We start from the raw sequence: 23,826 nt of genomic DNA, 5'->3' as shown, positions 1-23,826 counted from the left end.
CCGGCCTTCGCGCCGGGCCTTGTCATGTCCGGCCGCGCCGTCGAAGGACGCCGGAGCCTCACGATGGATCCCGGTCCGCGCTTCGCTTGCCCGGTATGACGCGGGTGGGTTTCCGGCAAATCACATCAGGCTCTAACTGACGGAGCGGACGATCTCCCGATAGGCGGCTTCGGGAAAGGCCTTGAGCGTGCGCGTGCGCACGCTGCCGAGCATTGCGAGCTGCAGGTTGAAGCGGGCAGCCACCGCGTCGTCCGGAGCCTCGTAGATGGCGACCAGGTCATATTCGCCCATCGTCATGAAGAAGGCCTTGAACTCGCCGCCCATGGCCTGGAGCGCCTTCTTGGCCGTGTCGAGACGGTTGGGCGAATCCTTGACGTTGCGTGCGCCCTGATCGGTCCAGTTGGCCAGCATGATGTAGGTTGTCATCGCGCTTCTCCCCGATAAGGCCCGGCCTTTCCATCGGGAGCGATATGTGGCGGCCCGCTCGTCGCCGCGTGACTCCAGATAGGCGTTGAACCGCCCGCCGGGCTTCTATCGCCAGTCTAGCATGGCGGTCGGGGTGATGCCGAGCCTGTCAGCCGAGGCAGGCGGTGCCCGCGAGGGCGGCTCCGGCAGCAGGGCAACTCCCGCTGCCGGGCGCCTGGGCTTCACCTGATGGGATACGGATATTGCAGGCCGCCGCGCGAGGCGAGATCGTTCAGGCCGCGCTTGAGCTGCAGCCGCGAGTCCTGGCCGACATTGCGCTCGAAGCTTTCGCCGTAATTCCCGACATGCTTGACGATCCGGTAGGCCCAGTCATTGGTCAGGCCGAGACCCTCGCCGAATTTGCCTTCGACGCCGAGCAGGCGCTTGATCTCCGGATTGCCCGATTTCAGCATCTCGTCGACATTGGACTTGGTGACGCCAAACTCCTCGGCGTTGAGCATGGCGTAATGTGCCCATTTCACCAGCGCGAACCAGCTCTCGTCGCCGCGCTTCACCGCCGGGCCGAGCGGCTCGCGCGAGATCAGCGTCGGCAGGATGACGAAATCGTCCGGCTTGGAGAATTTCAGCCGTTCGGCCGCAAGGCCTGAGGAATCGGTGGTGAATGCGTCGCACCGCCCCGCCTCCAGCGCCTTCACGCCCTCCTCGTTGGTGGAAAAGCCGATGATCTCGTATTTCAGCTTGTTGGCGCGGAAGAAATCCGCGAGGTTGAGTTCGGTCGTGGTGCCTTGCGTCACGCAGATCGACGCGCCGTTCAATCCCTTTGCGTCGGTGACGCCGGCCGATTTGCGGACCATGAAGCCCTGGCCGTCGAAATAGTTGATGATCGGCCAGGACATGCCTGCCGTGGTGTCGCGCGACATCGTGTAGGTGGCGTTGCGGGCGAGCATGTCGACCTCGCCGCTCTGCACGACGACGAACCGCATCTGCGGCGTCGTCGGCACGAACTTGACCTTGTTGGGATCGTTGAAGATCGCCGAGGCAACGGCGCGGCAGAGATCGATGTCGAGCCCGTCCCAGCGTCCGTCCGCCCCCTGCAGGCCGAAGCCGGGCAGGGCGATGTGATTGCCGCAGATCAGCTCGCCGCGCGCCTTGACGCGCTCGAGCGTGCCGGTCTGGGCGCCGGCAGCGCTTGCCGCCAGCACGGCGGCGAAGGTCAAGGCTGCGCCGGTCAGTCGTTTCATCGGTGTCATGGTCTTCCCCTGTTGTTTTGGTGGTTCGCGGCGGGCGTCAGGACGCGCGTGCGATGGCGGTATCGACGGCCTCTCCGAGCCGTTCGACGATCATGTCGACGGTGGCTTCGTCGACGATGAAGGGTGGGGCGAGCAGGACATGGTCGCCGGCGAGCCCATCGGCGGTCCCGCCCATCGGATAGACCAGAAGCCCATGCGCCATGGCGGCCTGCTTGATCTTGGCATTGAGCTTCAGCTTCGGGTCGAACGGCGTTTTGCTCGCCCGGTCGGCGACGATCTCGATGCCCCAGAACTGGCCGCGTCCGCGAATGTCGCCGACATGGTGGTGGTTGGCGAAGCGCTCGTTCAGCCGGCGTTCGAGCCGCGCGCCCTGCAGCCGGACATTGGCGAGCAGGTCGTCGCGCGCGATCACCTTCTGCACCGCGAGCGCCGCCGCGCAGGCAAGCGGGTGGCCGTTATAGGTCTGGCTGTGCGGGAAGGCGCCCGAGCCCTGCCGGATCGTCTCGACGATCGGGGCCGAGACCAGCATCGCGCCGATCGGCGCGTAGCCGCCGCCCAGGCCCTTGGCGATCGCCATCAGGTCGGGCGCGATGCCCTCCTGCTCGCAGGCATGGAGCGTCCCGGTCCGGCCCATGCCGCACATCACCTCGTCGAGGATCAGCAGGACGCCATGGCGGTCGCAGATCTCGCGGATGCGCTTGAAATAGCCGGGCGCGGGCGGAACGGCCCCGAGCGTCGCGCCGACCACGGTCTCGGCGACGAAGGCCGCGACCGTGTCCGGGCCGAGCGCGAGGATCTTCGCCTCGAGCTCGTCGGCCATGCGCAGCCCGTATTCTTCCAGGGTCTCGCCGCTCGCCTGGCCGCGATAGGCGTAGCAGGGCGAGATATGGTGGCCCTGCATCAGCATCTCGGTGAAGGGCGCCCGGTCCTTCATCCGGCCGCCGACCGAGAGCGCGCCCGCCGTGATGCCGTGATAGCTCTGGCGGCGGGAGATGAAATTGACGCGTCTGGTCTCGCCCTTCTCGACGAAATAATGCCGCGCCAGCTTGAGACAGGCCTCGATCGCCTCCGAGCCGCTGCTGCAGATGAAGACCCTGGCCATGCCCTTCGGCGCGCGCGCGATCAGGTTCTCGGAGAGCTCTTCCGCGGCTTCGCTGGTGAAGAAGCTGGTATGGGCATAGGCGAGCTTGTCGATCTGCGCATGCATCGCCGCCAGCACGTCCGGATGGCCATGGCCGAGGCAGGAGACCGCCGCGCCGCCGCTGGCGTCGATATAGGCCTTGCCCTCGGTGTCGGTGATGATGACGCCCTGTCCGCTGACCGCGACGGGATAGCCGCCGGCCAGGTTGCGGTGGAGGATCGCGCTCATGCTTGGCTCCGCTTCGTCGAACGGGGAGTGGCGTAGGTGTCGAAGGCGTCGAGCTGGGTTTCGCTCGCGCCGATCGCGCTGAGCGCTGCCCGGCCCCGGCGCGCGGTCATCAGCGCCGCGAGGCATTCCACCGCGGCGAAGGCCGGCGTCATGGTGTGGAAGAAGGATGGCGTCTCGGTGCGGACCAGCACGGCCTCGTCAGCCAGCGCGGCGAGCGGCGAGCGCAGGCTGTCGGTCAGCGCGACGATGCCGGCGCCTTGCTGTCGCGCATAATCCGCCGCCTGCAGGGTCAGGCGCGTATAGGGCGCGACCGAGACGACGAAGAGCGCGTCGCCCGGCCCGATGCGGCGCAAGGCATCGATGCCGCGCCCGCCGGCGCCGTCGACCAGGGTGGAGTCCGCCCCGATCAGCGCATGGATGTAGTCGAGCATATAGGCGGCGGGAAAGGACGAGCGCAGCCCGAAGCAGAACAGGTGCCGCGCCGCCACGAGCCGGCCGGCCGCACGCGTCAGCCGTGCGAGCGAGTCCGGCTCGCGCAGCGCCTGCATATGCTCCGTCAGCGCCGCGAACATGTCCTGCGCCAGCGCGGTGTCGCCCTCGTCGCCATGCCGTTCGAGCAGTTCGCCGGCCCGGCCGGCAAAGCCCTCCGGCCGCCGGCGTATCGAGGCCGCATAGGCGGCGCGCAGCGCGTCATATCCCGGCAGGCCGAGGCTCTGGGCCAGTCGCGTGAAGGTCGCCGGCGACAGGCCGGTCCGCCTGGCCTGCTCACGCGTCGTCAGCAGCGCCACGTCGGCTGGATGGTCGAGCACCCAGCGCGCCGCCAGACGCAGCTGCGTCGGCAACTCTTCGAAGCGTTCGGTGAGTCTGGCGGTGAGGCTCGACTGGTCCATGCCGTCATGCTGGCTCGGGAGGGATTGAAACAGATATTCCATATCTGGTGATAAGAAACAAATGTTTCATTCCGGCTGCCGCGAACCGTCACGGCATGCCTGCCCGGCTCAGGTGGGCAGGTGCAGCAGCGTGCGGGCTTCAGTCACGGTGGCGGGCCGCCGGCCATAGTCCGGGCAGAGATCGACGATGCGCTTCACCAGCGCGGCGTTGGACGGGGCAAGGGTGTCGCGATCGAGCCGGACATTGTCCTCGAGCCCGGTGCGGCAATGGCCGCCGAGCTCCAGCGACCAGCGGTTCAGCGTGATCTGGTCGCGCCCGATTCCCGCGCCCGTCCAGGTCGCGTCGGGTGCGAGGCGCTTCAAGGTGGCGATGTAGAATTCGAAGGTGGCCCGGTCGACCGGCATGGCGTTCTTCACGCCCATGACGAACTGGACATGGAGCGGGCCCTTGATCGCGCCGGCCGTGTGCATTTCGGCCGCCTTGAAGATCATCGAGAGGTCGAAGGCCTCGACCTCCGGCTTGACCTGATGGCTCAGCATTTCGGCGGCGAGCCAATCGACCAGCTCAGGGCTGTTCTCGTAGACGCGGGTCGGGAAATTGCAGGATCCGGTCGAGAGCGAAGCCATGTCGGGCCGGAGCGGGATCATCCCGCCGCGCTCGCGCCCGGCCCCGGAGCGCCCGCCGGTCGAGAACTGCACGATCATTCCCGGACATTGCTGGCGCAGGCCCTCCAGCAGCCGCGCGAAGCGGTCGGGATCGAAGCTTGGAGTGCCGTCCTCGCTGCGGACATGGCAATGGGCCAGCGTCGCGCCGGCCTCGAAGGCCTCCTGCGTCGACTCGATCTGTTCGGAGATCGAGATCGGCACGGCGGGGTTGTCGCGCTTGGTCGGCAGCGAGCCGGTGATGGCGACGGTGATGATGCAAGGGGTCATGGTCGTCCGGGCTCGGCCTGTGTCAGCGGTCCAGATAAGGCCCACGACGGCGGGCGGCGCAAGCCCGTCAGTGCCGTACCAGCAGCCCGTCGAGCAGGGCGTTGAAGGCGGCAATCGCCTTGCGGGACGCCTCGGCCGGGTTCGGTGCATGCGCGATCCACTGCGAGGCATGCAGGGTCGCGCCGCTGATCAGCCGGGCTGCGGCCTCCGCGTCGATCTTGATGATGACGCCGGCTTCGGCCAGGCCGCCGAGGCTCTCGGTCATCGAGCGGATGCATGCGCTCTGGGTCGGCCAGTTCCACGGGTCGCCGAGCACGGCCGGGCCGTCGCGCAGGACGATGCGCTGGATTTCCGGCTCAAGGGCCATCTCGATATAGGCGGTGCATTCGTCGCGGAAGCCGGTCCACGCGTCGGGGCTCTTGCGGGCGACCACGCGCAGGCGCTCGTTCATCTCCGCGTCGATCTCGACGATCACCGCCTCGAGCAACCCCGTCTTGCCGCCGAAATGATGGTAGAGCGCGCCGCGCGTCAGCCCCGCAGCGGCGGTCAGCTCGTCCATCGAGGCCTCGGCGTACCCGATCGTCCCGAACGCCTTGCGCGCCGCGCTCACGAGCTTGCCGCGCGTCTCCGCGATCATGTCCTTGCGTGGCTTGCGCGCCATCCATGCCCCCTTCGCATACGTTGCGTATGTTAATTGACATGCGCCGTGTCTGCAATTAGTCGTTTTGCATACGCTGCGTATGTAAGCGCCATTCCGATTGAAGGAAGAGGCTTGGCAATGACCAATCCCTATCGCGAGATTTTCAGGGCTCCCGGCTCGGTCGGCTTCTCCGCCGCCGGCTTCATCGCCCGCATGCCATTCTCCATGGTGACGATCGGCATCGTCACCATGCTCTCGCAGGCGCGCGGCGAGTACTGGCTGGCCGGCGGCGTAGCGGCGACCTTCGCCCTCGCCAACGCCCTGATCGCGCCGCAGATCTCGCGGCTGGTCGATCGTCATGGCCAGAGCAGGGTGCTGGTTCCGGCGACCTTGGCGACCCTCGTCGCGCTCGCCGGGTTGATGCTGGCGACGCGCCTTCAGGCGCCGGCCTGGGCGCTCTTCCTCTTCGCCGGCCTCGCCGGGCTGACGCCGAGCATGATGGCGATGGTGCGCGCCCGCTGGACCGAGATCTACCGCGGCACGCCGCAGTTGCGCACCGCCTTCGCCTTCGAGTCGGTCGTCGACGAAGTCATCTTCATGATCGGCCCGGTGATCGCCATCGGCCTCAGCGTCACCTGGTTCCCCGAAGCCGGACCGCTCGCAGCCGCCATCCTGCTCGCTGTCGGCATGGGCCTGTTCGTCGCCCAGCGCGGCACCGAGCCGCCGGTCCACTCGCAGGAAGCGAGCGGCGGCTCCGTCATCCGGCTGCTGCCGGTGCAGATCCTCGCGCTGCTGATGGTCGCGCTCGGCGCGATCTTCGGCACGGCCGAGGTCACGGCGGTGGCCTTCGCCGAGGCGCAGGGCAGCAAGGCTTCAGCGAGCCTGGTGCTCTCGGCCTATGCCGCCGGCTCGCTCATCGCCGGCCTGATCTTCGGCACCTTGCGGCTGCGCCTGTCGCTCGCCGCCCAGCTCGTCGCCGCGCTCGCGCTTTCGGCGGTGACGACGCTGCCGCTGCTCATCGTCTCCTCGCTTTGGATGCTGGGCGTGGTGCTGTTCGTCGCCGGCGCCTCGATCTCGCCGACGATCATCGTCGCGATGGCGCTGATCGAGCGCCATGTTCCGGCCTCGAAGCTCACCGAGGGCATCACCTGGGTGATGACCGGCATGGGCATCGGCATGGCGGCCGGTGCAGCGGCCTCGGGCTGGCTGATCGACACCTACGGCGCGCGCAGCGGTTTCTACGTCTCGATCGCCGGCGGTTTCGCTGCGCTCGCCATCGTCGCCATCGGTTTCTGCCTCATCGCCGAGCCGCGGCGCGAAGAGCGCCCGGCGTTGGCGTGAGCGCTCCAGGAGGCCGCGCTTGCCATGGCGCGGCTTTTCTGGCATAGGCCCGCCCTTCGATCGCCCGGCTGATAAGGGCTGCCGTGGCGATCGTCTTTGCTTCCAGCAAGCAAAAAACGAAGCGGCGCATCTCGCGCGTCCGCGACCATTGAGGAGCTGAAATGCCCAAGATCAAGACGAAGTCGAGCGCCAAGAAGCGCTTCAAGATCACCGGAACCGGCAAGGTGCTCTACGCCCAGGCCGGCAAGCGTCACGGCATGATCAAGCGGACCAACAAGCAGATCCGCAATCACCGCGGCACCGCGACCCTCTTCGAGGGCGATGCGGCCAACGTGAAGAAATATTTCCTGCCGAACGGCTGACGCCCTCTAACCTTTCCGGAGATCACACATGGCTCGCGTGAAACGGGGCGTAACGTCCCACGCCAAGCACAAGAAGACACTCAAGGCCGCCAAGGGTTTCTATGGCCGCCGCAAGAACACGATCCGCGCCGCCAAGGCGGCCGTCGATCGCTCGATGCAGTACGCCTATCGCGACCGCAAGAACAAGAAGCGCTCGTTCCGCGCGCTCTGGATCCAGCGTCTCAACGCTGCGGTGCGCGAGCATGGCCTGACCTATTCGGTCTTCATCGGCGGCCTCGCCAAGGCGGGCCTCGAGCTCGACCGCAAGACCCTCTCGGCGCTCGCCATCGACGACGCGGCTGCATTCTCGGCTGTGGTCGAGACGGTCAAGGGCGCGCTCGGCGCGGAAGCCAAGGCCGCCTGAGCGGACTTTGCTCGCAGATCTGGAAAAGGCCGGCAGCGATGCCGGCCTTTTTCGTTGTTCGGCTTCCGTCATCCACTCCGCCGTCATTCCGGCTGTAGCGAAGCGGAACGCCGGAATCCATCATAGGGCACTGCGCTCTACGATGGATTCCGGAGCTGCGCCGCTGGCGCGGCTTGTCCGGAATGACGAGCGACTGTCGTTTCGGGCGCGGCAGAGCCTACGTCTGCACACTGTCCTTCGCTGCCGGCGTCCAGGTCTCGCCGGCGCCTTCCACGATCCGCGCATAGGCTTCCTCGGGCGTGTCGGCGTGGCAGAACAGCGAGAGGTCCTCGGGGCGGATGAAGCCGGCTTCAGTCATGCCTTCGAGCTTGAGTAACCCCTGCCAGAAGGCGCTGTCATAGAGCACGATCGGCACTGGCGGCATCTTGCCGGTCTGCGTCAGGGTGATGATCTCGAACAATTCGTCGAGCGTGCCGAACCCGCCCGGAAAGACGACGAGGGCCGCCGCCCGCATCGCCAGATGCATCTTGCGCATCGCGAAATAATGGAAGCGGAAGGTCAGGTCCGGCGTCGACCAGGCGTTCGGCTCCTGTTCGTGGGGCAGGGTGATGTTGAAGCCGATCGAGAGCGCGCCGGCTTCGGTCGCGCCGCGATTGGCCGCTTCCATGATGCCGGGTCCGCCGCCGGTGGCGATGACGTGGTGCCGTCCGGCTTCGCCATTCCTCAGCGCGCCGCCGCGTTCGGACGCGATCCGCGCGAATTGCCGCGCCGCCTCGTACCAGCGGTTGCCCTCCCGCACCCGGGCCGAGCCGAAGACGACGATGGTCGAGACGATGCCGCGCGCCCGCAGCAGGTCCTCCGCCTTCTGGTATTCGAGCATGAAGCGCACGCCACGCGTCGAATCGCCGAGGATGAAATCGGGATCCTGCGCCGCGAGGCGGTAGGAGGGCGAGTTCTTCTGGGCGCTGTTGTCATGCATGGGCAGGCATCTCCGTGATGGTGCCTGAATAGCCGCAGCGCGGCCGCCTTGTCGCCCGCCGCTACGTCGCGGCCGGCCCCCACCGCCGACATCTGGGCGCCGCCGCCGGGCCTGCGGTGAGACAGAACTGTCATGATATCGCGTCCGCACGGGCAATCAGTCGTGGGGCGAAACGGCTGCGATGCTTTGCCAGCATGATTGCCCCTAGCATCGCCGCGGACGACACCATAGAAGATGCCTCGCAAACGGATCAGATCAGGCATGAACGAGATCGATACCCTCGGTGTTTCCCTTCTTGGCGAGATCGCCGCCGCGCAGGATGAGGCCGCGCTCGAACAGCTGCGCATCTCCGCGCTCGGCAAGTCCGGCTCCGTCTCGGCGCTGCTGAAGACGCTCGGCGCCATGACGCCCGACGAGCGCAAGGAAAAAGGCCCGCTGATCAACGGCCTGCGCGACAAGGTTCAGGGCGCGATCAGCGAGCGCAAGGATGCGCTCGGCGAAGCCGCGCTCGATACCCGCCTGGCCGCCGAGCGGCTCGACATCTCGCTGCCGGTGCGCGAGGGGCCGGAGGCGCGCGGGCGCATCCACCCGATCAGCCAGGTCATTGACGAGATCACCGCGATCTTCGGCGACATGGGATTCTCGGTCGCGGAAGGGCCCGATATCGAGACCGACGATCTCAACTTCACCAAGCTGAACTTCCCGGTCGGCCATCCGGCCCGCGAGATGCACGACACCTTCTTCTTCGCGCCCGACGCCAATGGCGAGCGCATGCTGCTGCGCACCCATACCTCGCCCGTCCAGGTGCGCACCATGCTGGCCGAGGCACCGCCGATCCGCGTGATCTGCCCGGGCCGGACCTACCGCATGGATTCCGACCAGACCCATACGCCGATGTTCCATCAGGTCGAGGGGCTGGTGATCGACAAGAAGACCCATTTCGGCCACATGAAATGGGTGCTGGAGGAGTTCTGCAAGGCGTTCTTCGAGGTCGAGAGCGTCAAGATGCGCTTCCGCCCGTCCTTCTTCCCCTTCACCGAGCCCTCGGCCGAGGTCGACATCCAGTGCTCGCGCAAGGGCGGCGAGATCCGCTTCGGCGAGGGCGAGGACTGGCTCGAGATCCTCGGCTGCGGCATGGTTCATCCCAACGTGCTGAAGAATTGCGGGCTCGACCCGGATGTCTATCAGGGCTTCGCCTGGGGCATGGGTATCGATCGGATCGCCATGCTGAAATACGGCATGCCGGACCTGCGCCCGTTCTTCGAGGCCGATATCCGCTGGCTCTCGCATTACGGCTTCCGCCCGCTCGATCTGCCGACATTGACCGGCGGCCTGACATCGTGATCGCGCGGGCGAACCAGGGGAGGGCGGCATGAGCCTGGCGGCCGCGGCAGGCCTGTTCGCGGCGCTCGTCGTCGCGGCCAATCTGCTGTGCCTGGCGGTCGCTTGCCTGCGCCTGCGCGAACGCGCGCCCAATTCCGCGCTGCTCCGGCAGCAGCCCGCGATCACGATCGTGCGGCCGCTGCGCGGCATCGAGGCCTTCAGCCGCGAGACGCTGACCTCGGGCCTGATGCTCGACTATCCGCGCTACGAGACGATCTTCTGCGTGGCCGATGGCGACGACCCGATCGTGCCGCTGGTCGAGGAGCTGATCGGCCGCTTCGGCCCCGAGCGCGTGCGGCTGATCGTCGGCGATGTCGCCGTCAGCGCCAATCCGAAGCTCAACAATTGCGTCAAGGGCTGGAACGCGGCCCAGACCGAATGGGTCATCCTGGCCGATTCCAACGTGCTGATGCCGAAGGACTATATCCAGCGTCTGCTCGCCTCCTGGCGCTCCGACACCGGCCTGGTCTGCTCGACGCCGGCCGGCTCGCGCCCGCAGGGCTTCTGGGCCGAGCTCGAATGCGCCTTCCTCAACACCTTCCAGGCGCGCTGGCAATATGCCGGCGAGGCGCTCGGCTTCGGCTTCGCGCAGGGCAAGTCGATGCTCTGGAACAAGCCCTTCCTCGACGCCAATGGCGGGATCGGCGCGCTCGCCGCCGAGATCGCCGAGGATGCGGCGGCGACCAAGCTGGTGCGCGGCGCCGGCAAGCATGTCCATCTCGTTGGCCAGCCTTTCGAGCAGCCGCTCGGCGAGCGCAGCTTCCATGACGTGGTGCAGCGCCAGTTCCGCTGGGCCCGGCTGCGGCGGGTGACCTTCCTGCCCTTCTTCGCGCCCGAGATATTGTCGGGGCCGCTGCTGCCGGCGCTGCTTGCCGTCGGCGCAGCCACGGCCTACGGGGTCTCCGGCTGGGCGGCGCTCTGCGCCGTGATGCTGCCCTGGTATGCAGGCGAGATGCTGCTCGCCCGCAGCACCGGCTGGTATCTTTCCTGGCGGATGCCCTTCGCGTTTCTGGTGCGCGACGTGGTCTTTCCCGGAATCTGGGCTTACGCCTTCGTCGCCGGGGACGTGACCTGGCGCGGCAACGATATGAAGATCCGGACGGATGGCGAGGATCGCCTCAATGGCGGCGCTCCCGCCCTGTCCCATGTGAATGTGAGAAGCGACGGACGGCCATGAAGTTCACTTTGTCCTGGTTGAAGGACCATCTCGACACCACCGACACCCTCGACACCATCACCGAGACCCTGACCCGCGTCGGGCTCGAGGTCGAGGGCGTCGCGGACAAGGCCAAGGCGTTGTCCGCCTTCACCATCGCCTATGTGATCGAGGCCAAGCAGCACCCGAATGCCGACCGGCTGCGCGTCTGCCTGGTCGATACCGGCGCGGGCGAGCCCGTCCAGGTGGTCTGCGGCGCGCCCAATGCCCGCACCGGCATGAAAGGTGTGTTCTCAGCCCCGGGCACCTATATCCCGGGCAAGGACATCACGCTCGGCAAGGGCGTCATCCGCGGCGTCGAGTCGAACGGCATGCTGGTCTCGGAGGCCGAGCTCCAGCTCTCCGAGGACCATGACGGCATCATCGAGCTGTCGGAGGACGCGCCGGTCGGCCAGCCCTACGCGACCTATGCCAAGCTCGACGACGCCACGATCGAGATCGCGGTGACACCGAACCGCGCCGATGCGCTCGGCGTCGCCGGCATCGCGCGCGATCTTGCCGCCGCCGGCCTCGGCGCACTGATCACGCCATCCGTCCAGCCGGTCCGCGGTGCTTTTCCCTGCCCGGTCGATGTGAAGCTCGATTTCGCGCCCGAGGACAAGCATCTCTGCCCGGCCTTCGCGCTGCGCCTGATCCGCGGCGTCAAGAACGGCCCCTCGCCGGACTGGCTGCAGTCGCGGCTGCGCGCCATCGGCCTGCGGCCGATCAACGCGCTGGTCGACATCACCAATTTCATGACCTTCGACCGCAACCGGCCGCTCCACGTCTTCGACGCCGCCAAGGTCAGGGGCGATCTCACGGTGCGCCGGGCCAAGGCCGGCGAGCAGATCCTGGCGCTCGACGGCAAGACCTACACGCTGACCGACGAGCAGGTCGTGATCTGCGACGCGCATGGCGTCGAGTCGCTCGCCGGGATCATGGGCGGCGAGGCCTCGGGCTGTGACGAGAACACGGTCGACGTGCTGGTCGAGAGCGCGCTCTGGGACCCGCTCAACATTGCCCGCTCGGGCCGCGCGCTCGGCATCAACTCGGATGCGCGCTACCGCTTCGAGCGCGGCGTCGATCCCGATTTCTGCCGGCCCGGCCTCGATGTCGCGACGGCGATGATCGTCGATCTCTGCGGCGGCGAGGCCTCGGAGATGGTCTTCACCGGTGACCTGCCCGAGAGTGGCCGCGCCATCGATTTCCCCTGGTCGGAGGTCAAGCGCCTGACCGGGCTCGACCTGCCACAGGTCGAGATGAAGGTCGCGCTGACCTCGCTCGGCTTCCACGTTTCCGGCTCGGGCGAGCGCGTGCGCGTCGCTGCGCCGTCCTGGCGCGGCGATGTCGAGGGCAAGGCCGATCTCGTGGAGGAGATCCTGCGCATCGCCGGGCTCGACCGCGTCGCGTCGACGCCCCTGCCGCGGATCAAGGCGGAGGTGGTGAAGCCGGTCCTGACCCTGCTGCAGAAGCGCACCCGCGCTGCAAAGCGCCTGCTCGCCAGCCGTGGGCTTGTCGAGGCCGTGACCTGGTCTTTCATCTCGCATGATGCCGCCAAGCTCTTCGGCGGCGGCTCGCCAAGGCTTGTCCTGGCCAATCCGATCGCGGCCGAGCTCTCCGACATGCGGCCCTCGCTGCTGCCGGGCCTGATCCGCTCGGCCCAGGCCAATGCCGATCGCGGGCTTGGCGATGTCGCGCTCTTCGAGGTCGGCCAGATCTTCCAGAGCGACCAGCCCGAAGGCCAGCTGATCGCCGCCGCCGGCCTGCGGCGCGGCACGGCGCGGCTGGAAGGGGCGGGCCGGCACTGGGACGGGGCGGCGCAAGCGGTCGACGCCTTCGATGCCAAGGCTGACGTGATGGCGCTGCTCGCAGGGCTTGGCGTTGCCGTCGGCGGGCTTCAGATCGTTGCCGGCGGGCCGGCCTGGGCCCATCCCGGGCGTTCCGCGACGCTGCAGTTCGGGCCCAAGGGCGTCATTGGCGCCTTTGGCGAGATTCATCCCAAGGTGCTCAAGGCGCTGGACGTGAAGGGGCCGCTTGTCGCCTTCGAGATCCATCTCGATGCCCTGCCGCTGCCGAAATACAAGCCGACCAAGGTCAAGCCGAAGCTCGTCCTGTCTGGTTTCCAGCCGGTCACCCGCGACTTCGCCTTCATCGTCGACGCGAAGGTCGCCGCCGGCGACATGATCCGCTCGGCGCTGAATGCCGATCGGAACCTGATTTCGGACGTCTCCGTGTTCGATCTCTACGAGGGGCCGGGCGTGGAGGCGGGCAAGAAGTCGGTGGCGCTCGCAGTGACGCTCCAGCCGGTAGAGAAGACCTTGACCGATGTCGAGATCGACGCGGTAGGCGCCAAGATCGTGGCCGAGATGGCCAAGCGCTACGGCGCCTCGCTGCGGGGATAGGGCTTGTTCTCACGTCATGCCCGGGCTTGACCCGGGCATCTCCTGCAAGAGATTCTCGGGTCTGCGCTGACGCTTCGCCCGAGAATGACGCGCGTTGCCCCCGTCGTTATTGATCCAGATTGTGTAATAATCAGCCCGCGCAATTCGCGAACAATCAGGCTATCGGCTGCTGACCGCCGCAACTTGTCATGGCTGCATGACCATTTCCGAACGTCCCGTCGCGGACAGCCTCTTCCCCGGATTTCGCCTGCTCGACGTCGCCACGTCGGGCGCGCGCATCCGTGTGCGGACAGGCGGGGAGGGGCCGCCGCTGCTCCTGCTCCACGGTTATCCGCAGACGCATGCGCTCTGGCACAAGCTGGCCGAGCGGCTGAAGTCGCACTTCACGCTCGTCTGCGCCGATCTGCGCGGTTATGGCGACAGCGAGAAGCCGCCGACCGATGCCGAGCACGCGCCCTATTCCAAGCGCGTCATGGCGCAGGACATGGTCGAGGTGATGGCAGCGCTCGGCCATGAGCGGTTCGCCATCGGTGCGCATGATCGCGGCGCGCGCGTCGCCCATCGCCTCGTGCTCGATCATGCCGAGCGGGTAACGAGACTTGCGACCCTCGATATCGCGCCGACGCGCGAGATGTACGCCAACACCACCGACGCCTTCGCGAGGGCTTACTGGCACTGGTTCTTCCTGATCCTGCCCAAACCCTTTCCCGAGGACATGATTGGGGCCGATCCGGAAACCTACTGGTTGAGGAAATGCGGCGCGGGCTCGGCCGGCCTGTCGATCTTCGCGCCTGAGGCCCTGGCGCATTACCTGCGCTGCTTCTCCGACCCGCAGACCATCCATGGCAGCTGCGAGGACTATCGTGCCGCCGCGACCATCGACATCCGCCATGACGACGAGGATGGCGGGCGCAAATTCGATCAGCCCTTGCTGGCGCTCTGGGGCGAGCATGGCGTGATCGGCCGCTGCTTCGATCCGCTGGCCCTCTGGCGCCTGCGCGCACACAATGTCCAAGGCCGCGCGCTTCCGGGCGGGCATTATCTGGCGGAGGAGATTCCAGATCTCGTCGCCGCCGAATTCACGGCCTTTCTCGGAGAGAACTCATGACCGGAACCAATCGCGTCTATCGCATCGCCGTCATCGCCGGCGACGGCATCGGCAAGGAGGTCATGCCCGAGGGCCTGCGCGTCCTGGAGGCCGCTTCGAAGAAATTCGGCTTCGAGCTGCGTCTCGACGAGTTCGATTTCTCGTCCTGCGACTATTACGCCAAGCACGGCAAGATGCTGCCCGACGACTGGAAGGACAAGATCGGCGGCCATGACGCGATCTTTTTCGGCGCGGTCGGCATGCCGGCCCAGGTGCCGGACCATATCTCGCTCTGGGGCTCGCTGCTGCTGTTCCGCCGCGAATTCGACCAATACGTCAACCTGCGCCCCGTGCGGCTGATGCCGGGCGTGCCCGGCCCGCTCGTCGGCCGCAAGCCGGGCGATATCGACTTCTTCGTGGTGCGCGAGAACACCGAGGGCGAGTATTCCTCGGTCGGCGGGCGCATGTATGCCGGCACCGAGCGCGAGATCGTCATCCAGGAAACGGTGATGAGCCGGGTCGGCGTCGACCGCGTGCTGAAATACGCCTTCGAGCTGGCGCAGCGCCGGCCGCGCAAGAAGCTGACCTCCGCGACCAAGTCGAACGGCATCTCGATCACCATGCCGTATTGGGACGAGCGGGTGAAGGAGATGGCCAGGAACTATCCCGATATCGCGGTCGACCAGTACCATATCGACATCCTGACCGCGCATTTCGTGCTGAATCCCGACCGGTTCGACGTCGTCGTCGCCTCCAACCTGTTCGGCGACATCCTCTCCGATCTCGGCCCGGCCTGCACCGGCACGATCGGCATCGCCCCGTCAGGCAACATCAATCCGACCGGCGACCATCCTTCGCTGTTCGAACCGGTGCACGGCTCGGCGCCCGATATCGCGGGGCAGGGCATCGCCAATCCCGTCGGCCAGATCTGGTCGGGCGCGATGATGCTCGATCATCTCGGCGAGCATGACGCCGCCAAGGCGATCGAGGCCGCGATCGAGCGGGCGCTGGGCGACGAGCGCACCCGTACCCGCGACCTTGGCGGCAAGCTCGGCACCGAGGCGGCCGGCAAGGCCGTCGAGCAGGCGCTGGGCTGAGGCTGATGCCGGCCGGCGCCGCGGGACAAGCGGCGCCGAGTTGGCTAGAAACGGGCTTTGATTGCCGGAAGGGCCTGTCTTGATGGATTTCTCTTCGCTGTCGTTCTTCGATCCCCTGATCTGGGGCAAGCTCGCCGAAATCATCGCGCTCAACATCGTCCTGTCGGGCGACAACGCGGTGGTGATCGCGCTCGCCTGCCGGGCGCTCGCGCCCGAGCAGCGCACCAAGGGCATCGCGCTCGGTGCCGGCGTGGCGGTGCTGCTGCGCGTCGTCTTCACGGTGCTGATCGCCAGCCTCCTCAACATGCCGTTCCTGCATATCGTCGGCGCGCTGCTTCTGGTCTGGATCGCGGTCAAGCTGGTCATCGAGGATGGCGAAGGCGACGAGGATTCGATCGCCGCCAGCAGCAAGCTCTGGAAGGCGGTCCAGACGGTCGCCATCGCCGATATCGTCATGAGCCTCGACAACGTGCTGGCCATCGCCGCGGTCGCCAAGGATTCGATTCCGCTGCTGGTCGGCGGGCTGGTGATCTCGATCCCCCTGATCGTGCTGGGCGCCTCGCTGATCACCAATCTCCTGACCCGCTTCCCGATCCTGGTCTGGGCCGGCGCGGCGCTGCTCGGCTGGGTCGCCGGCGAGATGTTCGACAGCGACCCCTGGCTGATCACGCGGTTCGGGGCCGATCTTCTGCACAGGCTCGAATATCCGGCCGCGATCCTTGGCGCGCTGCTCGTGCTCGGCCTGGGCTACTGGCTGAAACCTCGCCGGCCCGATCCGGCTATCTGACAAGGGGACTGATTCCGACATGGACTTTTCGTCGAGCCAATTCTGGATATCGCTGCTGCAGATCATCTGGATCGATCTGCTTCTGTCCGGCGATAATGCGGTGGTGATCGCACTTGCCGTCCGGTCGTTGCCTGAGAATCAGCGCAAGGTCGGCATCTGGCTGGGTGCTGGCGCTGCGGTCGGCCTGCGCATCATCTTTGCGCTGGTCGTCACCTACCTGCTCGCCGTGCCCTATCTCAAGGTGGTCGGCGGCATCCTGCTCTTCTGGGTCGCGGTCAAGCTCGCCCAGGGCGAGGAGGAGGCTCATGGCGAGATCGAGGCCGCCGACAATCTCTGGAAGGCGGTGCGCACCATCGCCATCGCCGACGCCGTGATGAGCCTCGACAACGTCATCGCGATTGCCGGCGCCGCCAAGGGCCATCCCGAGCTCTTCATCTTCGGCCTGCTGCTCTCGATCCCGCTGATCATCATGGGCGCGCAGCTCCTGACCTCGATCATCGAGCGCTTCCCGATCCTGATCTGGCTCGGCGCCGCGCTGCTCGGCTGGATCGCGGCCGAGATGATCCTGGGTGACATCGCCGTGCTGCAGTGGCTTCAGGTCAACATGCCGAGCTGGGTTGTGACCGTGCCGGTCGATCAGAATCCGCTCGGCCTCGGTCCGGCGAACATGCCGCATTACGTGTCGGCGGTCCTCGGCGCGCTCTTCGTCTGCGCCGTCGGCTACATGCTCAAGAAGAAGCCGGTCGACCAGCCGGGCTGATATCGCTCAGGCGAGAACGACGATCGCGGCGGCCAGGCTCTCCTGGCCGCCGTTTTGCTTGATGGCGAGGCTCTCGCCGGTGGCGGCGGGCAGCCCGGCCGAGGTCGCGATCGTGAAGCGCTCCTCCGAAACCAGCGTGACGGCGAAGCTCTCGGGCGGCTGGAGGAAACCTGTGCCGAGCGCCTTCACATAGGCCTCCTTGGCGCTCCAGAGCCGCGCGAAGGTCGAAGGGCGCGCAGCCGGGGGCAAGGCGAGCAGGATCGCCCTCTCGCTGGGATGAAGGACTGCGAGCGGCTGCTGTCCGTCCGGCTCGACCCGTTCGACATCGACGCCGATGGGCTGTTCGGCCAGCCCCACCACGACCAGCCCGGCGCGCGTCGCAAGCGAAATATGGCGACCCCGCCCGACCGGTCCGCGCAACAGCGGTCGTCCGCCTGGGTCATGATCGATCCCGATGGCGTCGGCCGGCAGCCCGAATTGCTGGCCCAGCACGCGCCGCGCCGTCGCCTGCCGCAGCGCCGAGCGCTGCGGCAGGTTGGCCGGCCGCTTACCCGTCTCGATCAGCCAGGCGACGGGAAGGCTGGGCGCGATCGCGTCGGATGAGGTCAGCCAGATCATGGCGGCGATGCTAGCGGGCCTGCAGCGCGGCGTCCCATGCCCTGGCGCTCTCCGCGCCGTCCTGCACGCAATTCATGCATCGCCGCCGCCCGTGCACATTGACGCGCTCCTCGCTTCGCTCTTGGAAGAGACATGTCGCCGCCGCCCGATCAGAAACCGGAAAGAGGCCCTGCCGTCATCACCTGGCATGGCATGCTCGTGGGCGTCCGCAAGGTCTCCGTCCTGATGCCGGGGATCATCGTCTTCGCCGTCGCCTTTGGCGCGGCAGCCGCCGCGAAGGGACTGAGCCTGCTCGAGGCGGTGCTGATGAGCGCGCTTGTCTATGCCGGCGTGGCGCAACTCGTCGCGATGGAGCTCTGGCGGCCGGAATGGACCTGGGGCGCGATCGCCGGCGTCGCCGCTGTCACCGCTACGGTCAATGCCCGGATGGTGCTGCAGGGCGCGTCGCTGCAGCCCTGGTTCGCGCCCTATCCCAAGACCCTCAACGCGCTGCACCTGTTCTTCTTCACCGATGCGAACTGGCTGATCGGCACGCGCTATCATGCCGAGGGCGGGCGCGATCTCGGCGTCCTGGTCGGCGCCGGCTTCGTGCTCTGGCTGGTCTGGATCGTCGCGACGGTGCCGGGCTACCTGCTCGGCGCGCTGGTCGCCGATCCGCGCCAATACGGCATCGATCTCGTCATGCCGATCTTCTTTGCGGCGATGATCGTGCCGCTCTGGCGTGGCAGGCGGGCGGCGCTGCCCTGGATCATCGCCGGCATTGTCGCGCTGGTCACGGCCAAGCTCGTCGACGGTTACGCCTTCATCATCGTCGGCGCGCTGTCGGGCGCTGTCGCGGGAGCCTTCATCGATGACGCTGCCTGACCTTACTGGCTGGGGCGTCTGGGCGGCCATCGCGGCGATGGCGGTCGCGACCTATCTCTGCCGCATCTCCGGGGTGGTGATGATGGGCTTCATCCCGCTCACGCCGCATGTCCGGCGCGGCCTTGCCGCCTTGCCCGGCTCGATCGTGGTCGCGACGGTGCTGCCGCTGATCGAGCGCCTGGGGGCTTCGGCGGCGCTCGCGCTGCTGGCCGCGGTCGCCAGCATGGTGCTGCGGCGCAGCGAATTGCTCGCGCTCCTGGTCGGCATGGCCGTGGTGTCGGCAGCGCGCGCTTTCGGGCTCTGATCCATCACCCGGCTGCATTGCTTCCATCACATGACGTCATCGTCCCCTGGCGCGGCATCTGTTGACGCGCGCCACGGCGCGGCAGACGGTGGATTCTTGCAAATCTGACAGATCGAGGACGGCGATGGCCTGGTATTCGCAGACATGGACCTGGTTCGAGGGCGAGTGGCACGAGGGTAACCCCGGCATCATGGGGCCGCGCACCCATGCCACCTGGCTGGCGTCCAGCGTCTTCGACGGCGCCCGCCATTTCGAGGGCACGACGCCGGACATGGACAAGCATGCGGCGCGCGTGAACCGCTCGGCCGCGGGGCTCGGGCTCAAGGCCACCATGGCGGCCGAGGAGATCATCGAGAAGACCCGCGAGGGCGTGAAGAAATTCGCGCCGGGCACCGCGATCTACGTCAAGCCGATGTACTGGGGCGAGGCCGACGGCCTCTCGACCATCATGGCCGATCCGGAATCGACGAAGTTCTGCCTCTGCCTGTTCGAGGCGCCGATGCCAGTGCCGTCGAACGGCTTCTCGGTGACGCAGGGCGCCTTCCGCCGGCCGACGCTCGAGACCATGCCGACCGATTCCAAGGCCGGCTGCCTCTATCCCAACAATGCCCGCGTCCTGCGCGCCGCCAAGGCGGCGGGCTTCGACAACGCGCTGGTGCTCGACATGCTCGGCAATGTCGCCGAGACCGCGACCTCGAACATCTTCATGGCCAAGGACGGCGTCGTGAAGACGCCGGCGCCGAACGGCACCTTCCTGAACGGCATCACCCGCCAGCGCGTCATCTCGCTGCTGCGCCAGGACGGCATCGCGGTCGAGGAGGCCAGCCTGCGCTACACGGATTTCGAGGAGGCCGACGAGATCTTCATCTCCGGCAACTACTCGAAGGTGATGCCGGTCTCGCGCATCGACGACAAGGCGCTCCAGCCCGGCCCGATGTTCCGCAAGGCGCGCGAGCTCTACATGGACTTCGCCCATAGCAAGACCGCCTGAGGCGCGATGGCGCGCCTCGTCACCCGCCTGACCGAGCGGCTCGGCATCGAGCACCCGATCCTGTCGGCACCGATGGCGATCGCGGGAGGCGGGGCATTGGCGGCTGCGGTGACGCGGGCCGGCGGGCTCGGGCTCATCGGCGGCGGCTATGGCGACGGCGCCTGGCTCGACCAGCAATATGCCGCCGCCGGCAATACCCGGACCGGCTGCGGCTTCATCACCTGGTCGCTGGCGAAGCAGCCGCAATTGCTGGCGCAGGTGCTGGAGCGCCAGCCGGCGGCCCTGATGCTCTCCTTCGGCGATCCGCAGCCCTTCGCCGCCGAGATCGCGGCGGCGGGCGTGCCGCTGATCTGCCAATGCCAGTCGCTTGCCCATGTCCGTCAGGGCCTGGCCGCCGGCGCGGCGATCATCGTCGCGCAGGGCGCCGAGGCCGGCGGCCATGGCCATGCGCGCGGCACGCTCCCCTTCGTGCCGGAGGTCGCCGACCTGCTGGCGCGCGAGAGCCCCGAGACGCTGCTGCTGGCGGCCGGCGGCATCGCCGATGGTCGCGGCCTCGCGGCGGCGCTGATGCTGGGCGCCGACGGCGTTCTGGTCGGCACGCGCTTCTGGGCCAGCCGCGAGGCGCTGGTCCACGCCAATCACCACGCGGCCGCGGTTGCTGCGACGGGCGACGAGACCGTCCGCTCCTCGCTGCCCGACATCGCCCGCCAGCTCGACTGGCCGAAACCTTTCGACATCCGCGTCAGCGCCAATGCCTTCGTGGCGAAATGGGCCGGGCGGGATGGCGAGCTCAAGGCTGCGATCGCCGAGGAGGCTCCGACCTATCGCGCCGCCTTCGCTGCCGGCGATCCGCAGAACGCCGCGGTGATCTTCGGCGAGGCTGCGGGGCTCATCGCCGACATTCCCCCCGCCAGCGAGATCGTCGAGCGGCTGGTGGCGGAAGCCGCCGCCAGCCTCGGCCGCGGGGCGGGGTTCATCGCTGTCTGAGGCGGCGGTTCAGCGCAGCAGCCGGATCAGTCCGGCAGCCTTCAGCCCGCTTCCGACGATCACGGCATAGATCCCGCCGGCGACGAGCCCGATTCCGGTGAGCGCCAGCAGTCTCGGCTCGATCGAGAAGCCGGCGAAAGCGGCGAGGATAGCAGGCGCGAAGAGGCGCGCGACCAGCCCGGCGAGGACAGCGGCGCATAGCGTGATGACGATCAGCCAGGGGAGGCGCCGGTCGGGCCGTGTCCAGCCGCGCCGCAGCGCCAGGACGAACAGCGCCGCGACATTGATCCAGGCGCCGGTCGCCGTCGCCAGCGCCAGGCCCGGCGCGCCCCAATCGCGCCAGAGCAACAGCTTCAGCGCGACATTGCAGGCGATGGCGGCAAGCGAGACGATCATCGGCGTCGTGGTGTCGCCGCGCGCCTGGAAGGCCGAGACCTGCGAGCGGATCAGCACGATCGCCGGCAGCCCCACGGCATAGGCGAAGAGCACGGCCCCTGCGGCCTGGCTGGCCGCCGCATCGAAGCGTCCGCGCTCGAACAGGGCCGAGACGATCAGCTCGGGAATGGCGAGGAAGGCGGCGGCGAAGGGCGCGGCCATGACGATTGTCAGCGCGACCGCCCGGTTCTGCGCCTTGTCCGCCCCGGCCTCGTCGCCGGCCGCGAGCAGGCGGCTCATGGTCGGCAGCAGCACCGTGCCGACGCCGATCGCGATCACGCCGATCGGCAGCTGGTAGAGCCGCTCGGCGTAATAGAGCGAGGCATAGGCCCCGCGCGGCAGCAGCGAGGCGATGATCGTGTCGGCGAAAAGTGCGATCTGCACGCCGGCCGAGCCGATCACGGCCGGTCCGAAGGCCTTCAGGAAACGCTTCACATCGGCATCGACGCGTGGCCGCGTCAGCGCGGTCGCGACGCCCGCCTGCCGCGCTGCCAGCATCACCAGAAGCCATTCGAGCACGCCGGCCGCCGCGACGCCCCAGGCGGCGGCATAGGCGGCGCTCGGAAACAGGAAGGCGACGAAGAGCGCCGCGATCAGGCAGATATTGAGCAGGATCGGCGCCGCAGCCGCCGCCGCGAAGCGGTCGACGGCGTTGAGATTGGCCGAAAGGAGCGTCACCAGCGTGATGAAGAGCAGGTAGGGGAAGGTGATCCGCGTCAGCGATACGGCGAGATCGAAGCGCTGCGGGTCGTTGGCGAAGCCTGGCGCGAGCAGGCGCACGATCTCCGGCATGAAGGGCAGGGCGAGGCCCAGCAGCACGATCTGCACGATCAGGTTCAGCGTGAAGACGCGGTTGGCGAAGAGCGCCGAGCTCGCCTCGCCCGCCTGCTGCCTGATGCGGGCATAGGCGGGAATATAGGCCTGGTTGAATGCACCCTCGCCGAAGATCGCGCGGAAATGGTTGGGCAGGCGCAGCGCGACGGAGAAGGCGTCCATCATCGCGCCGGCGCCGAGCACGGCCGCGAGCACGACGTCGCGCGCGAAGCCGCTGAGGCGGGAGAGGAGCGTGAAGCCGCCGACCGAAAGGATCTTTCTGAACATCGCGTCCCTTGCCGGCCGACAGAAACCAAACCTCATCCTGAGGAGCCGCGAAAGCGGCGTCTCGAAGGATGCTCCAGCGCACACTGAAACATCCTTCGAGACGCGATCTGTGATCGCTCCTCAGGATGAGGGCAGAAGCAGTCTAGCCGATTCTCAACGGATCAGCGGCGGCAAGGCGTCGCCGCGCGGATGGTCGACCGTGCGGGCGTCGAAGCCGACGCGCTCGCCGATCAGGTAGAGCGGCCGGCGCTTCACCTCGGCGAAGATGCGCCCGATATATTCGCCGATCATGCCGAGCGAAATCAGCTGGATGCCGGAGAAGAACATGATCGAGACGATCAGCGACGGGAAGCCGGGCAGGTCGGTGCCGAAAAGCAGCGTCCTGAGCAGGAAGAACAGGGCGCTGAAGGTGGAGATCACGGCGATCAGCACGCCGGCCCAGGTCGCGATCTTCAATGGCACCGTCGAGAAGGACGACAGCCCGTCGAAGGCGAAGCTGAACAGCTTGCGGAAACTGAACTTGGTGATGCCGTGCTCGCGCTCGGCCACCTCGAAGGTCACGCCTGTCGAGGGGAAGCCGACCCAGGCATAGAGCCCCTTGGAGAAGCGGGCGCGCTCGGGCAGCGCCCGCAGCGCATCGACGACCTTGCGGTCGAGCAGGCGGAAATCGCCGGCGCCCTCGGGCAGCTCGGTCTCGCCGAAGCTGGCGAAGAGCCGGTAGAAGGCCTTGGCGAAGCCGCGCTTCAGCCGGCTTTCCCCGGCTCGGTCGGCGCGCTGGCCATAGACGTTGAGATAGCCCTCGCGCCATTTCGCGAGGAAGACGGGAATCGTCTCCGGGGGATGCTGCAGATCGGCATCCATGATCACGACGGCGTCGCCGGCGGCATGGTCGAGCCCGGCCGCGATCGCGACCTCCTTGCCGAAATTGCGGCTGAAGGAGATGGCGCTGATCCGCGGATCGCCGGCATTGAGCAGGCGCAGGACGGAGAGCGTCCCGTCGCGGCTGCCGTCATCGACGCAGATCAACTCCCAGGACGAGACCGCCTCGGCGAGCACCGCATTGAGCCGCTCGACCAGAAGCGGCAGGTTGTCGGCCTCGTTATGGACGGGCACGACGACGGAAAGCTCCGGCCGGGCCAAAGGCGGACGCTGCGCTCCGGAACTGGATTGGGGCGATGTTTCCGGCACGACGAACCTCTTGATCCGGCCCTGGCTGGGGCCG

Annotated in this window: 24 protein-coding genes; 14 read left to right on the top strand and 10 right to left on the bottom strand. The window is 67.5% G+C overall.

Annotation, left to right across the window (positions count from 1 at the left end; all coding sequences use genetic code 11):
- Window positions 1–132 precede the first annotated feature (132 nt).
- From ACTIF2_RS10470 to ACTIF2_RS10445, 6 genes are all read right to left on the bottom strand, one after another.
- Window positions 133–426, bottom strand: a complete 294-nt coding sequence (locus tag ACTIF2_RS10470; RefSeq protein WP_439497004.1) for a GYD domain-containing protein — start codon at window positions 424–426, stop codon at window positions 133–135.
- Window positions 427–647: 221 nt separating this feature from the next.
- The gene (locus ACTIF2_RS10465; protein WP_439497003.1) at window positions 648–1,667 is read right to left on the bottom strand and encodes an amino acid ABC transporter substrate-binding protein; all 1,020 of its coding nucleotides are present in this window, start codon (window positions 1,665–1,667) and stop codon (window positions 648–650) included.
- 46 nt (window positions 1,668–1,713) lie between these two features.
- The gene (locus tag ACTIF2_RS10460) at window positions 1,714–3,045 is read right to left on the bottom strand and encodes an aspartate aminotransferase family protein (protein ID WP_439497002.1); all 1,332 of its coding nucleotides are present in this window, start codon (window positions 3,043–3,045) and stop codon (window positions 1,714–1,716) included.
- A complete protein-coding gene (locus ACTIF2_RS10455; RefSeq protein WP_439497001.1) occupies window positions 3,042–3,935 on the bottom strand; it encodes a MurR/RpiR family transcriptional regulator in 894 nt (297 codons plus the stop codon). The genes ACTIF2_RS10460 and ACTIF2_RS10455 overlap by 4 nt, the downstream gene beginning before the upstream one ends.
- 108 nt (window positions 3,936–4,043) lie before the next feature.
- Entirely contained in the window at window positions 4,044–4,868 is an 825-nt protein-coding gene (locus ACTIF2_RS10450) for a 3-oxoadipate:acetyl-CoA acetyltransferase (protein ID WP_439497000.1), read from the bottom strand.
- A gap of 67 nt (window positions 4,869–4,935) precedes the next feature.
- Entirely contained in the window at window positions 4,936–5,529 is a 594-nt protein-coding gene (locus ACTIF2_RS10445; RefSeq protein ID WP_439496999.1) for a TetR/AcrR family transcriptional regulator, read from the bottom strand.
- Between the two features lie 117 nt (window positions 5,530–5,646).
- Here ACTIF2_RS10445 and ACTIF2_RS10440 point away from each other — a divergent pair, with 117 nt between their 5' ends.
- The 3 genes from ACTIF2_RS10440 (at window position 5,647) to rplT (ending at window position 7,614) form a co-directional block, all read left to right on the top strand.
- Window positions 5,647–6,849 carry an MFS transporter gene (locus ACTIF2_RS10440; RefSeq protein ID WP_439496998.1) on the top strand — a complete coding sequence of 401 codons (1,203 nt, stop codon included), beginning with the start codon at window positions 5,647–5,649 and terminating at the stop codon, window positions 6,847–6,849.
- 161 nt (window positions 6,850–7,010) lie between these two features.
- Window positions 7,011–7,211 carry a 50S ribosomal protein L35 gene (gene rpmI / locus ACTIF2_RS10435; protein ID WP_043233081.1) on the top strand — a complete coding sequence of 67 codons (201 nt, stop codon included), beginning with the start codon at window positions 7,011–7,013 and terminating at the stop codon, window positions 7,209–7,211.
- A 28-nt stretch (window positions 7,212–7,239) separates the two neighbouring features.
- On the top strand, window positions 7,240–7,614 hold the full coding sequence (gene rplT / locus ACTIF2_RS10430) for a 50S ribosomal protein L20 (RefSeq protein ID WP_439496997.1): 375 nt from the start codon (window positions 7,240–7,242) through the stop codon (window positions 7,612–7,614).
- 217 nt (window positions 7,615–7,831) lie between these two features.
- On the opposite strand, the gene ACTIF2_RS10425 is transcribed toward rplT, so the two are convergent.
- Window positions 7,832–8,593 carry an LOG family protein gene (locus ACTIF2_RS10425; RefSeq protein ID WP_439496996.1) on the bottom strand — a complete coding sequence of 254 codons (762 nt, stop codon included), beginning with the start codon at window positions 8,591–8,593 and terminating at the stop codon, window positions 7,832–7,834.
- Between the two features lie 261 nt (window positions 8,594–8,854).
- Between ACTIF2_RS10425 and pheS the strand changes: the two genes are divergently transcribed.
- The 7 genes from pheS to ACTIF2_RS10390 all read left to right on the top strand — a co-directional run bounded on the left by pheS (window position 8,855) and on the right by ACTIF2_RS10390 (window position 17,304).
- Window positions 8,855–9,937 carry a phenylalanine--tRNA ligase subunit alpha gene (gene pheS, locus ACTIF2_RS10420; RefSeq protein ID WP_439496995.1) on the top strand — a complete coding sequence of 361 codons (1,083 nt, stop codon included), beginning with the start codon at window positions 8,855–8,857 and terminating at the stop codon, window positions 9,935–9,937.
- Window positions 9,938–9,965: 28 nt separating this feature from the next.
- On the top strand, window positions 9,966–11,153 hold the full coding sequence (locus ACTIF2_RS10415) for a glycosyltransferase (RefSeq protein WP_439496994.1): 1,188 nt from the start codon (window positions 9,966–9,968) through the stop codon (window positions 11,151–11,153).
- Window positions 11,150–13,573, top strand: coding sequence for a phenylalanine--tRNA ligase subunit beta (pheT, locus tag ACTIF2_RS10410; RefSeq protein WP_439496993.1), 2,424 nt, complete (start codon window positions 11,150–11,152; stop codon window positions 13,571–13,573). Before ACTIF2_RS10415 ends, pheT begins: the two co-directional genes overlap by 4 nt.
- Window positions 13,574–13,769: 196 nt before the next feature.
- Window positions 13,770–14,681: an alpha/beta fold hydrolase gene (locus ACTIF2_RS10405; RefSeq protein WP_439496992.1), complete on the top strand. Its 912-nt coding sequence runs from the start codon at window positions 13,770–13,772 to the stop codon at window positions 14,679–14,681.
- Window positions 14,678–15,757: a tartrate dehydrogenase gene (locus tag ACTIF2_RS10400; RefSeq protein WP_439496991.1), complete on the top strand. Its 1,080-nt coding sequence runs from the start codon at window positions 14,678–14,680 to the stop codon at window positions 15,755–15,757. The genes ACTIF2_RS10405 and ACTIF2_RS10400 overlap by 4 nt, the downstream gene beginning before the upstream one ends.
- Window positions 15,758–15,839: 82 nt before the next feature.
- Window positions 15,840–16,544 (top strand): TerC family protein, encoded by a 705-nt coding sequence (locus ACTIF2_RS10395; protein ID WP_439496990.1) that lies wholly within the window; start codon window positions 15,840–15,842, stop codon window positions 16,542–16,544.
- A gap of 19 nt (window positions 16,545–16,563) precedes the next feature.
- On the top strand, window positions 16,564–17,304 hold the full coding sequence (locus ACTIF2_RS10390) for a TerC family protein (RefSeq protein WP_439496989.1): 741 nt from the start codon (window positions 16,564–16,566) through the stop codon (window positions 17,302–17,304).
- Between the two features lie 6 nt (window positions 17,305–17,310).
- On the opposite strand, the gene ACTIF2_RS10385 is transcribed toward ACTIF2_RS10390, so the two are convergent.
- Complete coding sequence (locus tag ACTIF2_RS10385) at window positions 17,311–17,922, bottom strand: 4'-phosphopantetheinyl transferase family protein (RefSeq protein ID WP_439496988.1); 612 nt, start codon at window positions 17,920–17,922, stop codon at window positions 17,311–17,313.
- 132 nt (window positions 17,923–18,054) lie between these two features.
- On the opposite strand from ACTIF2_RS10385, the gene ACTIF2_RS10380 reads away from it, so the two are divergent.
- The 4 genes from ACTIF2_RS10380 (at window position 18,055) to ACTIF2_RS10365 (ending at window position 21,068) form a co-directional block, all read left to right on the top strand.
- On the top strand, window positions 18,055–18,786 hold the full coding sequence (locus ACTIF2_RS10380) for an AzlC family ABC transporter permease (RefSeq protein ID WP_439496987.1): 732 nt from the start codon (window positions 18,055–18,057) through the stop codon (window positions 18,784–18,786).
- Complete coding sequence (locus ACTIF2_RS10375) at window positions 18,773–19,090, top strand: AzlD family protein (protein WP_439496986.1); 318 nt, start codon at window positions 18,773–18,775, stop codon at window positions 19,088–19,090. The genes ACTIF2_RS10380 and ACTIF2_RS10375 overlap by 14 nt, the downstream gene beginning before the upstream one ends.
- A 124-nt stretch (window positions 19,091–19,214) precedes the next feature.
- Window positions 19,215–20,081: a branched-chain amino acid aminotransferase gene (locus ACTIF2_RS10370; RefSeq protein WP_439496985.1), complete on the top strand. Its 867-nt coding sequence runs from the start codon at window positions 19,215–19,217 to the stop codon at window positions 20,079–20,081.
- A gap of 6 nt (window positions 20,082–20,087) precedes the next feature.
- A complete protein-coding gene (locus ACTIF2_RS10365) occupies window positions 20,088–21,068 on the top strand; it encodes an NAD(P)H-dependent flavin oxidoreductase (protein WP_439496984.1) in 981 nt (326 codons plus the stop codon).
- 9 nt (window positions 21,069–21,077) lie between these two features.
- Here the strand turns inward: ACTIF2_RS10365 and murJ are convergent, their stop codons facing one another.
- Both murJ and ACTIF2_RS10355 read right to left on the bottom strand, forming a co-directional pair.
- Complete coding sequence (gene murJ / locus ACTIF2_RS10360) at window positions 21,078–22,604, bottom strand: murein biosynthesis integral membrane protein MurJ (protein ID WP_439496983.1); 1,527 nt, start codon at window positions 22,602–22,604, stop codon at window positions 21,078–21,080.
- A gap of 153 nt (window positions 22,605–22,757) precedes the next feature.
- A complete protein-coding gene (locus tag ACTIF2_RS10355) occupies window positions 22,758–23,744 on the bottom strand; it encodes a glycosyltransferase family 2 protein (RefSeq protein ID WP_439497279.1) in 987 nt (328 codons plus the stop codon).
- Between the last annotated feature and the right edge of the window lie 82 nt (window positions 23,745–23,826).

Source organism: Allobosea sp., from assembly GCF_051860145.1.
Taxonomy (GTDB): domain Bacteria; phylum Pseudomonadota; class Alphaproteobacteria; order Rhizobiales; family Beijerinckiaceae; genus Allobosea.
The sequence above is the reverse complement of the archived record's forward strand: the minus strand, read 5'-3'. Positions and strand labels throughout refer to the sequence as shown.